Source organism: Anaeromassilibacillus senegalensis (assembly GCF_001261775.1).
Taxonomy (GTDB): domain Bacteria; phylum Bacillota; class Clostridia; order Oscillospirales; family Acutalibacteraceae; genus Anaeromassilibacillus; species Anaeromassilibacillus senegalensis.
Window position 1 is genome coordinate 664,146 of the sequence record NZ_LN868536.1, and the last position, 13,710, is coordinate 677,855.

Below are 13,710 nucleotides of genomic sequence, written 5' to 3' on the forward strand. Positions count from 1 at the left end.
ATAGAGGTGATTCATTTGGGATTGACCAGCGGTTCAACAGGAATTAAAGCGGTGGATATGGGATTGGTCGTCAAAAAACAGACCGAGGACGATAAAGTGATTGCCCTTGCCGGGAACCCAAACGTGGGAAAGAGCACGGTGTTTAATGCATTGACAGGAATGAATCAACATACAGGAAACTGGCCCGGAAAGACCGTCACCAACGCGCAGGGATATTGTACATACAATGACAGGCATTTTGTCATGGTGGATATCCCCGGCTGCTATTCCCTGATGGCGCATTCCGCGGAGGAGGAGGTTGCACGCGACTTTGTCTGCTTTGGAAATCCCGACGCGGTAGTTGTGGTGTGCGACGCCACCTGCCTGGAACGCAACATGAATCTTGTGCTGCAAACGGTTGAGATTACGCCCAACGTCGTGGTGTGCGTCAACCTGATGGATGAGGCGGAACGCAAAGGCATTCGGCTCGATCTGGATCAGGTGGCGCAACGGCTGGGAGTGCCGGTGATTCCCGCGGCGGCGAGAAGCGGAAAAGGACTGGATGAACTGATGCAGGCGGTCTGTGACCGGTTGGACGAAGAGGAAAAAGGAGAGACCATCCAAATCCGGTACATCCGACCCATTGAAGATGCGATTGCCACCCTGCAGCCCGCGGTGGAAACCGTCTGCGGAGAAACCGTCAACGCACGCTGGCTGGCACTCAAGCTGTTGGACTACGATGCGTCGCTGATTCATGCGTTGAACGAATCGCTTGGCTTTGATGTCACCGGAGACGCGTTGGTCCAGGAAAAGCTGGAGGAAGCAAAGCAAATCATGCAAAGCCGAGGCATCTCCCTGGAGGAATTGCGAGACAAGATTGTTTCGTGCATCGTCCTCACCGCGGAGGATATCTGCAACGACGTGGTACATCATGAACGCACCAAGCGGGAGATTCGGGATCGGAAGATTGACCGCATCCTGACCAGCAAATGGACCGGGTTTCCCATTATGCTGCTGTTGCTGGGAATCATATTCTGGTTGACCATCACGGGGGCCAACTATCCCTCGCAGCTGCTCTCCGACGGCCTGTTCTGGATTCAGGACCGTTTGATGGATCTGTTTGTTATGATGGGCGCGCCGGTCTGGCTGCGCAGTATGCTGGTGGAGGGCGTCTACCGTGTGCTGGCGTGGGTGGTGTCTGTTATGCTGCCGCCAATGGCGATTTTCTTCCCGCTCTTTACCCTGCTGGAAGACCTGGGCTACCTGCCGCGTGTGGCGTTTAATTTGGATAAGTATTTTAAAAAGGCGCGTGCCTGCGGAAAACAGGCGCTGACTATGTGTATGGGCTTCGGCTGCAATGCAGCAGGGATCGTCGGGTGCCGAATTATAGATTCCCCGCGGGAACGGCTTATCGCCATGATCACCAACAACTTTGTTCCCTGCAACGGCAGGTACCCCACATTGATTGCCATCATCACCATGTTTTTTATCGGTACGGCAGGAATGGGCGCTTCCTTCCTCTCCACCCTGATCCTGACGGGCGTGATCGTACTAGGCATTGTAATGACGTTCCTGGTGTCCCGGCTGCTGTCGGCAACCATCCTGAAGGGCGTCCCCTCTTCCTTTACCCTGGAGCTGCCGCCCTACCGCCGTCCGCAAATTGGAAAGGTGATCGTCCGTTCCATCTTTGACCGGACGCTGTTTGTTTTGGGAAGAGCGGCGGCAGTGGCCGCGCCCGCCGGACTGATCATCTGGGTGATGGCAAATGTATTTGTGGGGGATGCCAGCCTGCTTGCGCATTGCGCCGCGTTTCTGGACCCCTTTGCGCAGCTGATTGGTTTGGACGGCGTGATCCTGCTGGCCTTTATACTGGGCTTCCCGGCAAATGAAATCGTCGTTCCCATCATCATCATGGCTTACATGGCAACGGGAAGTCTGACCGACATGAGCGACCTGACGCAGCTGCATACGCTGCTGGTCAACAACGGCTGGACCTGGCTGACCGCCGTTTGCACGATGCTGTTTTCCCTGATGCACTGGCCTTGTTCGACGACCTGTATGACCATCAAAAAGGAGACGCAAAGCCTGAAATGGACACTGATCTCCTTCGCGGTTCCCACAGGGATCGGAATTATCGTCTGCTTCCTGGTGGCAAGCGCTGCCCGGCTGTTTGGACTCGTGTAAAAGACGGAAATATCGTGCAAAACGAAAAAAGCGTTCCTGACCGGCAGTCTGGCCGTCAGGAACGCTTTTGTATGCTGTTTTTTGTAAATGCGCCCCGTTTTTATGAGGTTTGTTGCTCCCACAGCCGCTTGCGTGAGGCCTCCTCCATCCAGTTGCACATGGCGACCAGCAGACGGCTGTATAAAGCGCTGTCCGTAATATCGTCGATGTCGTTGACACGGAAGAAGCTGGCGTTGTTGCAGTGGCGGCCGTCAATTTCCTCCAGATGCTCCAGAATGCCGTATTCCTCACCGTGGACGCCGACAAACTGCCAGAAGATCGGATAGCGGGAAGTCTTGATCAGAATTTCCTCAATCTCCCAATCGGAGCTGAGACGGCCGTCGGTGAGAAACAGAACGACGGTCGGCGCGTTTCTGCCGCCGTAAATCATCATGATATCCCGCATCGCTTCCGGTTCGTTGTTGTACTGGTAGTTCAGCATGCTCATCCAGCGTTCAAATCCGCCGCCGGTATCAAAGGAGTAGGTGCGGACGTTGTCCATGGTGACAGGCTCAAACTGGCGGCTTTTTGCCGCAAACGCCCAGAAATCCATGCTGCAGGAGGGATGCAGGACAGACGCGAAGGCGAAGAATTTATCGATGATGCGCTGCACGCGCCCGTTGCGGTACATGTCAAACATAGAACCGGAGTTGTCCGCCGCCATCACCACACGGACGGGCTGGCTGACGGACTGCGGCAGCAGGTTGATACCCGCATAGAGGCTGCGGTACAGTGGCAGCAGGTAGTCATTTTCTCGTTTCGCGCGCTCCGTCAGTTCGTTCATCCGCTTGACGACGTCCGGCGGAATCAGGCTGGTGACGGTAACGTCGCCCGAAGGAGCGGCAACCGGAGCGGCTGGAGCCGGGGAACGGGCCTCCCGCGTCACAATGCCGCCGTAGCTTTCGATCAGCGCCTTAAGCCCGCCGTTAAAACCGCGTCCCACCGCGTTTATGCGCCAATCGCCGTTTTTCCGGTAGAGCTCACAGATGACCAGCGCACGCTCGCCGGCGAATTCCGCGCCGCTGTAACGGTACCGCGCGCATTCGGTTTCTCCGGCTTTCAGCCGCACAAAGCCCTGCGTCAGCTCCCGCATGCAGTTGACGCCGTCAATGGCGCAAGTAAAGGACAGGCGGTCGATTTTGGCCGGGAGCTTATCCAGCTGAACGGCAAACCGTACGGCGCCGTCCAACGCTGGAGGGAGCAGACAGACTGCCTGCTCCGGGGATTCCTTGTGGTTGTAGAAGATAAAATATTGGTCGTCTGCCAGTTTTCCGGCGGCATCCAGGCCAAAGCAGGAGCAGTCGATTTCCATAGGGGACTTGTGAAAGAGTTCTACCGTCAGAGAAAGACCGCCGCACAGCTTAGAGATGGAATCCTTTTGGCCCCGTTTCATTTCAAGCATGCCTGCAAAGCCTCTCTTTCTTTACTGGTGTTTTTCCCTCATGGGAAAGATCAGTTTGCGAAGGGTGCCGATCGGCAAAATCACAAGGGAGAAAAGGACGACCCAGCCCCATTCGGAGATGGTCAGCGGCGCGGTGCGCAGGATAGGGCCGCCGATGAAGGTCATCAAAACCTGCACCACGGCGATCAGGAGCATGACGTAAATAAAGTTGCGATTTTCGCCGATATGTTCAAAGATGTTGACTTTATCCGTGCGCGCGTTGAAGCCGTTAAACATGGCGCTCAGCACATAGAAGCAGAAGAATCCGGTCATGAAGTACATATCCATGCCGGGGTAGATTTCCGGCCCGTCCAGGCGGAACAGGGAGCGGAAGAACGGATGCAGCAGAAACAGCAGACTTGCGGCGGTCAGGTATGCGCCAACCGTCAAAACGGAAGACCACATGTTCTTGCTGATAATGGATTCATCCCTGCGCTTGGGCCGTTCGTCCATATACCGGGCGAGCGGCGGCTCTCCTCCGAGTGCCAGAGCGGCCAGCGTGTCCATAACGATATTGACCCAGAGCATCTGTGTGACGGACAGGGGGGTGCCAAGGCCGATGAACGGGCCAATGAAGGCGATCAATACGGCGCTGACATTGATGGTGAGCTGGAATACGATGAACTTGCGGATGTTGTTATAAATCGTACGGCCATAAAGAACCGTCTTGACAAGGGAATTGAAGTTGTCGTCCAGAATGGTGATATCCGCGGCCTCCTTGGAGACCTCCGTGCCGGAGCCCATTGCAAAGCCGACGTCCGCTTTTTTGAGCGCGGGTGCGTCGTTGACGCCATCGCCGGTCATGCCGACCACCAGATTGAGTTCCTGAGAAACGCGCACCAGACGGCTCTTGTCCGTCGGCAGCGCGCGGGCGACCACGCGCAGGCGGGGCAGGATCTTTTTCAACTCGTCATCGCTCATGGCGTTCAAATCGTCGCTGGTCAATGCGATATCATCGCCGGTTTCGATCAGCTTGGCGTCGCGAGCAATGGCGGCGGCGGTTTCCTTCTTGTCGCCGGTGACCATGACCACCTGGATACCGGCCTTTTTAGCCGTGCGGATGGCTTCCACCGCCTCCGGGCGAAGCTCGTCGCGGATACCGACAATACCGACAAACGTCAGGTCTTCCAGAAGGTACTCGCCGATCGGGTTGGCGGAGGTGGCAAACGCGAGGACGCGCATCGCCTTGTTGGCGAGTACCGCCATACGCTCGTCCAGCCGGGTGCGGATGGCGTCGGTCAGCGGCTGAACCTCCATATTCTCATCGTAATAATACTTGCAGTTCTTCAGGAGCTTTTCCGGCGCACCCTTGATCACAGCGCGGTTGAAAGGCCCCTTGATCTCGTTGGCGGAATACTTGTTGGCGCTGTTGAACATCAGGGATTCGCCGGTTTCCAGCTTTGCCGCCTCGTAATCCAGCGTGCCCTGTACGCCGACAAACTCATGCAGTGCGCGCTCCGTAATATTGCCGCCGGTGACCTGTAATTTGCCATTGTTGACCAAACAAACCGCATTGGTGTTTCCGCAGATGTTGACCAGCAGCATCTTCTGCATTTTCTCCGGAATGGCGTTAAAGCTGTTGTACTCCTTGTCTTCCGCGGAGAAATAGTTGACGACCTGTAAGGCGCCCTTGGTGATGGTGCCGGTTTTGTCGGAGAACAGGATATTCAGGCTGCCCGCCGTCTCTGCACCGTCAATTTTACGGATCAGAATATTATCCTTCAGGAGCTTTTTCATGTTGAGGCCGGATACCAGTGCGATCATCATGGGCAGGCCCTCCGGTACAGCGACCACGATGATGACGATGGCCAATGTGATCGAGGAGACCAGATCGCGGAAAATCTGCATCAGATTGGCGGCGGAAAGGTAGGTTTCCGCGCCGGGAAGCAGGGTCGGGTTAAAGAAGATGCAGTTGATCATGAACGCAACGGCGATCAGTGTGCCGCCGATGTAGCCGAATTTGGAGATCGCGTCCGCGACCTTGCCCAGCTTCAGCTTCAACGGGGATTCGCGGTCGTCCTCTTCCTTCAGTTCCTGCGCCAAACGGCCGAACTGCGACTGGTCACCCACACATTTGACCAGCATGATTGCCTCTCCGCTGGTGACAACGGAGCCTCTGTAGAGCTTGTGCTCGTTTAAGAAGTCGATTTCCTCCGGGTTGAACACAAAGTCTTCGTCCGCCGGACGCTTGGAGGCCTCTTCGCTTTCGCCATTCAGGCTGGCCTGGTTGACTTTGATAAACCCGTCCACGATCACACCATCCGCCGGAATTTTATCGCCCGCCTGCAAAAGGACATAGTCGCCGGTGACAATATTGTCCGTCTGGATGTCGCATACCTGCACGGAGCCTTCCCGCTTGCGGAAAACCTTGCATACAATTCTGGAATACTCGTCCTGAAGCTTTTGAAAGAGCTGGTTGTTGGAATACTCGCTGTATGTAGATACCGTGGTGGCGAGGACAACGGCGATGGCGATGCCGACGGCTTCCAGCCAGTCGCCAAGTCCCAGAAAAGCGAAAATCAATGTGATGATGAGCGCTACAGTAAGGATGCGAATGAGTGCGTCGCCGCGGAAATTATCCCACAGCGCGGCCCAGAAGGAGGTTTGCTCCGGTGGGGTCAGCATATTGCTGCCGTACTTTTTCCGGCTTTCCTCGGCCTCTTGCTCGGTCAATGCTTTCAATTCATGCTTTAACATTTTTTAACTCCTGTACAATTTCAGATAATATTTCTTCCGTACCCGCCTGTGCGGGAGAGCGGGAAAAGGTGATGGGAAAGCCCCAGTCGATTCCGTCCAGCTCGCAGCCGCACAGAGAGTAGCGCGCATCACAGCGGGACAGCATGGGCAGGTCAAACCAGGAATCACCGAATCCAACCGCCCGGTCCTGCCCGCAGCAGGCGCGCGCATATTGTAAAACAGACCCCTTGTCAATCGCAAGGGGGGAGAGGTAAAGTTTTTTGCGCTGGCGGTAAAACTCCCAGCCGCGCGCGGCGAAATGATGTTGCAGCTGTTTGTATACAGTTTCGTCAAACGCGTCCGCGTCCACAAAAAAGACCGCCAGATACTCGTATTGCTTAGACAGGCATGTAATGCCGCCCTGCTCGCGCAGGACCGTTTGAATCCCGCTGGACAAGTCCTGCGGGAGGCTGCGGACCGTCTGTTCCACCTTTTGTGCCCAGACCGGGTCCAGAACGCCATCCCGGTAGAGGTACAGGCCGTTCTGTGTGCTGAGATAGGCGCAGCCGCCGTCTCCGACAAACTGCACCCGCTTGGCCTGTTCCTCGCCCCGCAGGGTATTGATGAAAAAAACGGACCGCTTTTGAATTTCCCGCAGGTTCTGGTAGGCGCATGCGGTCATAAAACCGAAGGGTTCCCCATAGCGGAACTCGACTGCGGTAACAGGCGGTTCCGGCAGGATCCGGCGCTGAGAGAACAGCAGGGTTCCGTCCAGATCGGCACAGAAAATCATATGTCCGCCCCTTTCTGGTTGGAAATCAGTCCGCAGCACAGGTAAGGCATGTCACGGTATTCCACAACCGGAACGCCCTTTTCCTGTGCCAGCAGGCAAATATGGACCAGGTCGGGATGGTTCAGACTTTGTACCAGGACACGGTCCGGAACACGCCGCAGTAAAACACGCGTCGTTTCCCCGATGCTGGGCTTGATCCGGTTGATGTCGTGAATACCAAAGGTTTCCCCGATTTGACGGACCGCCCGCATGCCGGACCAATCCGGCGTTCGGTCTTCAGAAGAACGCCGCTCGTACAGAGAAAGTATTTCCTGCTGCAAAGGGACAAATTGCGCCGTGATGGAATCCAGATAAAATTGCGTCAGGTCGATCCCGGTAAACTCGCGGTACACGCGAACACCGTGAAACTCGTCTGCACCGATGATGCAGGGATTGTGTACGGTACGGCTGATGAGCCCGCAGATTGTACTGTTCAGGCAGCAGGAGGGATTGATAAAATCTTCGCGCGTGGCGTACAGCTCGGTGCAGTGCGCCGGGTCTGCCAGCACCGCGAGAATGGGCTTTACATCCGTGTGGTTTTCCCGGTTAAAGGCTTCACAGGACTCTTGCAGCTGGGTGGCGATCATGCCCTTGCCGGTCCAGCCGTCCACAAAGATGAGTTGGGAATTGGGATGCCGTTTAAGAATCTCGCGCAGGGCATTTTGGTCGAATCCCTTGCCGCGGATGATGCTGATCCCATAGTGGGGAATATCGCGTCCCAGCTCCCGGCGCGCATAACGGCGCATCAATACGCCGCAGGGAACGCCGGCCCGTACCAGTGAAATAAAAACCGGATTGGGATACTGGGAGAGAACCAGACGCGTCAGCGCGCCGGTATACAGAGCGACCCGGCGGCAGCCAGTTTCCATCAGATCATGAAAAACTTTGAGATATGCTTCGCTGGGGACCTGCTCGATCGGCAGGTTCTCGGAATAGTGCCGGCCCGCCTGGATTTCCTTTTCCCGGACCGCGACGTCCCGCTCTTCCACCAGACCGGTCACATCTTTTAACAGAAGGACCACGTCGTCCGGACGAAAGCTGCCGGGAGGCTGTAACCCAATGTTCATAGGCTGACCACCGTCACTTTCCGGATGCCGCGGCTGTTTAAAAACGCGGTAAGCTGCCGGAGTCCGGCTGCCTGCTGCGTCTCCTGTTCTGAGAAGATGACCGCCTGTTGAAATGCGCCCGCTGGAATGTTGTATACATAACCGGTTGCGCTGTAGCAATCGGGTGCGTGAAAATGCGCGCCGCTTACAATGGCGGAGCCTTCCAACGGAATCACGGGGCTTTGCGTGGTGGAATGGAAGGACTGCCCGCCGCAGAACCCCGCAAGCAGCATGGGCGCATAGATGCATTCTCCGGTGCCGAGGAACAGCGTCCGTTCCGGAGAGAGGTGCAGGGCAGTTGCAAGCAGTTGGCTGTACGTTGCTTGCCGGTGCAGTTCTATTCCGGTAAAGGCAGTACGGCCGGGGGAAAAAGCGCCGGAAGGACAGGAAAGCAGCGCGCCCGCACGGACGGTCTGGTAATCCGCCCCAGCATGATCGCTGTATTCTTCCGGTTCAAAATCCGGCTGTGCACTTTCTACTTCTAAAATATGTCCTTTGACCAGAGAGATAACCTCAATGGAAATGTGCAGTTCCCGCTCCAATTCCCGGCGCTGCTCCGGCGTACTCCAGTCCAGGAGCGTATAAATGGCATATTTTTGGATGCCATATACCCGGTGCAGTTCCCGGATCAGATTCAAAGAGGTATTCCCGGTGGTCAACTCGTCGTCAATCAAAACGACGCGCCGGCAGCGCTTCATGAAATCGGCGATCCGGTCCAGATAGAGAAAATGCTCTGACGCGTGGGAATGCACCTCTTGGAATTGCAGGGAGCGCATTCCAGGGATCTCCATGCGGGTGGTGGAGGCATAGCAGAAATCTCCGTCGAAGCAGTCTGCGACCGCCTGCGCCAGTCCGGTGGCCGTTTCAGCAAAGCCGATCAACAGCGTGCTTTCCGGAACAATTGTCCGGCTGGAGACGACGGAACGGTAAAGAGAGGGAAAAGAGGGTTCCGCGGTTTGATTGACTGTGTCTGTGTACAGAGTGTCTGGCGTGGTGCCGGTATCGGCACAGGCCAGCAGTTTTGCCGCCGCGCTCAGAACAGCGGGCCTGATTGCCAGATGCTTTCCCAACACCTTGCTGACGAACAGAAAACCGCGTTTCTGGTTCCGGCGAACTGCCGGGAAAAATAAGGCGTCCGGGTCGAGCCCGAATCGGATGGTGTCAAAAGATAAAGTGAGTCGAAGGGCATTTGCAATGGAATACGTTTTGGTCATACGTTCATTTCTCCGTGATAAGCGAGTTGTATCAGATCGGCGTACGTTTTATCTTTGCGGTATACGCCGTAAATATGCGCGCGCGCCAATGTTTTAACCGCCCAGCGCTCATGCGGTTTCAACTCGTTCATTTTGTTTCCCGCCTCGCTGGAAAGGACGCCCTTGTTCGCGCTGTTTTCCGCGAGGATTCCGGAAGCGTCCTGAAATGCTTCGTACGGGACGGCGTGCAGCGCCTGTATAGGAAGAAGCTGCGTGGGGTGAATAGCTGCTTTTCCCATCAGGCCGTTCTGTAAATCCAGCGAGCACTCCTGCAGCAAGCCCTGAATTTCCTTGGGAAGCGGCGTTTGTCCCGGATCGCCAAAGTATTCCCAGACCGGCGCGCTGATGGTGTAGCGGTCCCGCAGGCCGAAGGTGCGTACAATGTCTCCGATGCAGCCGCTGACGGCGGCGATGGAGTAAATGGGCGTTTCCGGCTGCCGGCGGATCCCGAACAGCCCGCTGAAATCGGTTGCGCCGATCCGGATATTTAAAATGTAGGAATAATATGGGTCGATGCGCTCGCGCAGGGTATTTAACAGGCGCATGCGATGGGTGGAGGTAATGATTTCTTCTGACTCCAGAATGGGCAGCGCATAGACGGTATGTTCGCTGCGCCAGTTGATTTCCTCAATCCGGGGCAGGTATTCACGCAGGTTGGCGACCGTCACCTTGGGCAGAATCACACCGGTCACCACGTCGGACCGGCGGATCAAGAAGTCCTGCATTTCTTCCAGCATGGCATAATCCCGGATGCGAATAAACAGGAGGGGAAGGTCATTCTGTGAAATCGTTCCGTCCTTCAGGGCTGCCGCGATCTGGTCCACCTGCTCCATCACATTATGGATGCAGAAAGCGCGGTCCACGTCGCCCACGGAGTCCTCCAGACAGATCGCCGCGGAAACCAGCCCTTTGATTTTACCGGACAGGATGGTTTCTGCAATGCGGGTGCCTGTGGACGGCATATACAAAAGTGGTCCTAACGCGCGGCGCAGCTCCTCGCGGGAAGAAGCGCGGCTGAATGCTTTTGGGTTGCGGAAGAAAAGGGAAGCCTTTTCTTCCTCCGTTAAAAATTGAAAATACTGCATGGGCTGATTTTGATTCCTCCGGTTACAAATGGCGGCCCGCACACCATATGGCATACGGGCCTGACCAGATGAAAGATGGGCCCGATTAGACGTCCAGGCCGTATTTTTTACAAAGTGCTTCCAAACCGCCGTTAAAGCCGGAACCCACGGCGGAGAATTTCCACTCGCCGTTGTAGCGGTAGATTTCCGCAAAGACAATGGCTGTCTCTGTGGAATAGTCCTCGCCCAGGTCATAGCGGAGCAGCTCGGTGCCGCTGTCTACATCCAACAGGCGGACGTAGGCGTTCTGCACCTGTCCAAAGTTTTGGCCGCGCGCCGGCGCGTCGTAGATGGTCACGGTGACGGCGATGCGGTCCACGGACTGCGGAACCTTGTCGAACTCGATGGTAATGGCTTCGTCGTCGCCTTCCCCTTCTCCGGTGCGGTTATCGCCGGAGTGGGTCACGCCGTTGCTGGAAAGGTTGTTGTAGAAAACAAAGTCCGTATCGTGTGCGCATTTGCCGCTTGCATCCAGCAGAAACACGGATGCGTCCAGATCGAAATCTGCGCCGCCGTCATACTGCTTGGTATCCCATCCCAGGCCGATCAGAGCTACTTTCAGGTTCGGCGCTTCTTTGCTCAGGCTGATTTTTTGTCCTTTGGAAAGATTGATAGGCATGTTACATGTCCTCCCTTATATAAAATGATGCGTTTTGAATGCGCTTATGAGTACTTTTTCACGAGTTCGCCCAGCCCGCCCTCGTAGGAAGCCTGGCCGATCGCATTAAATTTCCACTGACCGTTGTGGCGGTAGATTTCTCCCACCGTCATGGCGGTTTTGCCGGAGTAATCCTCCGTCAGGTTGTAGCTGGCAATGGTCTCGTTGGAGCCTTTGTCCACAATGCGGATATAGGCGTTTTCCACCATGCCGAAATGCTGTTTGCGGCGAACGCAGTCATAGATGTTGACCACGAACACGATGCGTTCAATCTGCGCGGGAACGCGCGCCAGATCGATCAAAATCTGCTCGGAATCGTCCATGCCGCCCATTTTGCCGCCCACCAAGTTGTCGCCGCAGTGATGGACGCAGCCGGTGGAATGGTCTTTGTTGCCAAAGTAGATGATATTTTCATTTGCGTGGAGCTTACCGTCGGCGCCGAGCATCAGCACGGAGGCGTCGATATCCACATCCTGCTTCGCCTTAAACAGCCCCATGAAGCCGCCGCCCTGCTGCATTTCCTTCCAGCCGAGTCCAACCATCAGGTTGGTGAGCTGGCTGCCGTCTTTTTTGGTCAGATCAATCTTTTGGCCCTTTTGAAGAGAAATTGCCATATTGTCACATTCTTTCTTTAAAAATTTAAACGTCCAATCCGAAGTTACGGCACAGCGCCGCAAGACCGCCCTGGAAGCCGGAGCCGACCGCTGCAAATTTCCACTCGCCGCCGTGGCGGTAAATTTCCGCGACGACAATCGCGGTCTCAATGGAATAATCCTCACCCAGATCGTACCGGAGCAGCTCCTCATTCTTGGCCGTATCCACCACGCGGATATAGGCGTTCTGCACCTGGCCGAAGTTCTGGCCGCGCTCGTCCGCCTCGTGGATGGTGACGGTAAAGGAAATCTTCTGAATGTCCGCCGGGACCTTGCTCAGGATGATGTTGACGGTTTCGTCGTCGCCTTCGCCCTCGCCGGTGCGGTTGTCGCCGCCGTAAATCACGCTGCCGGCCGCATCCTGTGTATTGTTGTAGAAAATAAAATCGGTATCCTTTGCCACGCGGCCCTGTGCGTCCGTCATGAAGACGGAAACATCCAGATCGAATTCGCTGCCGCCGTCATATTTATTGGTGTCCCAGCCCAATCCCGCCAGGATTTTGTCCAGACCGGCGTTGCCTTTAGTAAGATCGACTTTTTGACCCTTGGAAAGATTGATAGGCATATGTTTGTCCTCTTTTCATTGTTTTTTCTATGCAAACAGCATCTGCTGTTGCTTATGTCGTTACATATGGATTTTGCTGCGGAAATCCTCTTTCATTGCCTCCAGCTTCTTGGCGTCTTCCTGACGCTTTGCGCTGGCCTGTTCCTGAATCCGGCGGGTTTCTTCGATGCCATTGACGATGGTCTGCCAGGTCTTTTCCAGCGTTTCCACCTTGATGGAGCTGGAAGAAGCGAGCTGCGCGGTCAGTTTGGACTGGTCCGCGGTATTCTGCGCATTTTTCAGCAGCATCTCATTGGTGCGCTCGTCCAGCGCCTGCATGGCGTCCGCCTGAATTTTCTGCCGCTTCAGAAGAACCGCCTGTGTCAGCGCCTGCTTGAATACCGGCAGGGTGATGATGAAGGCGGAGTTGATTTTGCGGATCAGGTTCAGGTTGCCGAACTGCATGGACTGGATCATGGGGATGGACTGCATCGCCACATTTTCTGCAATGCGCAGATCCTGCACGCGCTGTTCCAGGATGATTTTGGCCTGTTCCATGGCGTTCAAGTCAAGCTGCAGCATGCTGTCCTGCGTCTTTTCATAATCGGCGCGCAGCTGGCCGAGATACTGGTCGATTTCCTTCAAGCCCTGCTCACCGGCCAGAATATATTTGACAAGCTCCTGGTAGTAGCCGACGTTGGCCTCAAACATGGCTTGCAGTTTCTTGTTGGATTCCATGATTTCCACTTCATACTGCTTGAGCTGGATATAGATTTTGTCCACCTCTTCGCCCATGGTGTGGTATTTGGCAAGAATCTGCTCGATCTGTTTTTGAATGTTGTTGAAAAACTTAGAGAACAGGCCGCGCTTTTCATCGGCGGCGATCTCCTGGATATCAAATTTATCCATAATATTGCCGAGCGTGGTCAGCATAGTGCCCGCATCGTTGATCTGCGCCATGTTGACGCTGTTCAGGATGGTGTCGGAACACTTGGCGATTTCCTCCGCGGCCTTGGCGCCAAAAGTGACAATGGTTTGCGGCTCGTTGATGCAGATGGTGGAAACCAGATCGTCCACCTCTTTGGAGTTGACCAGCTTTTCCGTCATCTCTTTGCGCTGTACGGAAACGTCGTACACCTCGATTTCCTTTGGCTCAGCGGCCTCCGGTGCGGCTGCGGCCGGCTGTGCGGCGCGCGTCGGCTGATATTGCAGTCCCATACA

Annotated in this window: 11 protein-coding genes; 1 reads left to right on the top strand and 10 read right to left on the bottom strand. The window is 55.5% G+C overall.

Features of this window, described 5'->3' with window-relative positions; genetic code table 11:
* Window positions 1–15: 15 nt before the first annotated feature.
* Complete coding sequence (gene feoB, locus BN2106_RS05295) at window positions 16–2,163, top strand: ferrous iron transport protein B (RefSeq protein WP_050697512.1); 2,148 nt, start codon at window positions 16–18, stop codon at window positions 2,161–2,163.
* 100 nt (window positions 2,164–2,263) lie between these two features.
* Here feoB and BN2106_RS05300 read toward each other — a convergent pair whose 3' ends face one another.
* From BN2106_RS05300 to BN2106_RS05345, 10 genes are all read right to left on the bottom strand, one after another.
* The gene (locus tag BN2106_RS05300) at window positions 2,264–3,604 is read right to left on the bottom strand and encodes a VWA domain-containing protein (RefSeq protein WP_050697513.1); all 1,341 of its coding nucleotides are present in this window, start codon (window positions 3,602–3,604) and stop codon (window positions 2,264–2,266) included.
* Window positions 3,605–3,625: 21 nt separating this feature from the next.
* On the bottom strand, window positions 3,626–6,340 hold the full coding sequence (locus tag BN2106_RS05305; protein ID WP_050697514.1) for a calcium-translocating P-type ATPase, PMCA-type: 2,715 nt from the start codon (window positions 6,338–6,340) through the stop codon (window positions 3,626–3,628).
* Window positions 6,327–7,112: a hypothetical protein gene (locus BN2106_RS05310; RefSeq protein ID WP_050697515.1), complete on the bottom strand. Its 786-nt coding sequence runs from the start codon at window positions 7,110–7,112 to the stop codon at window positions 6,327–6,329. The genes BN2106_RS05305 and BN2106_RS05310 overlap by 14 nt, the downstream gene beginning before the upstream one ends.
* The gene (locus BN2106_RS05315; RefSeq protein WP_050697516.1) at window positions 7,109–8,218 is read right to left on the bottom strand and encodes a cysteine protease StiP family protein; all 1,110 of its coding nucleotides are present in this window, start codon (window positions 8,216–8,218) and stop codon (window positions 7,109–7,111) included. Before BN2106_RS05315 ends, BN2106_RS05310 begins: the two co-directional genes overlap by 4 nt.
* On the bottom strand, window positions 8,215–9,471 hold the full coding sequence (locus tag BN2106_RS05320) for a phosphoribosyltransferase domain-containing protein (RefSeq protein ID WP_050697517.1): 1,257 nt from the start codon (window positions 9,469–9,471) through the stop codon (window positions 8,215–8,217). Before BN2106_RS05320 ends, BN2106_RS05315 begins: the two co-directional genes overlap by 4 nt.
* Window positions 9,468–10,595, bottom strand: a complete 1,128-nt coding sequence (locus BN2106_RS05325) for an HpcH/HpaI aldolase/citrate lyase family protein (RefSeq protein WP_050697518.1) — start codon at window positions 10,593–10,595, stop codon at window positions 9,468–9,470. The genes BN2106_RS05320 and BN2106_RS05325 overlap by 4 nt, the downstream gene beginning before the upstream one ends.
* A gap of 85 nt (window positions 10,596–10,680) precedes the next feature.
* The gene (locus BN2106_RS05330) at window positions 10,681–11,253 is read right to left on the bottom strand and encodes a TerD family protein (RefSeq protein ID WP_050697519.1); all 573 of its coding nucleotides are present in this window, start codon (window positions 11,251–11,253) and stop codon (window positions 10,681–10,683) included.
* Window positions 11,254–11,297: 44 nt separating this feature from the next.
* Complete coding sequence (locus BN2106_RS05335; RefSeq protein ID WP_050697520.1) at window positions 11,298–11,906, bottom strand: TerD family protein; 609 nt, start codon at window positions 11,904–11,906, stop codon at window positions 11,298–11,300.
* A gap of 25 nt (window positions 11,907–11,931) precedes the next feature.
* Window positions 11,932–12,510, bottom strand: a complete 579-nt coding sequence (locus BN2106_RS05340) for a TerD family protein (RefSeq protein ID WP_050697521.1) — start codon at window positions 12,508–12,510, stop codon at window positions 11,932–11,934.
* 60 nt (window positions 12,511–12,570) lie between these two features.
* Window positions 12,571–13,707 (bottom strand): toxic anion resistance protein, encoded by a 1,137-nt coding sequence (locus BN2106_RS05345; protein WP_050697522.1) that lies wholly within the window; start codon window positions 13,705–13,707, stop codon window positions 12,571–12,573.
* Between the last annotated feature and the right edge of the window lie 3 nt (window positions 13,708–13,710).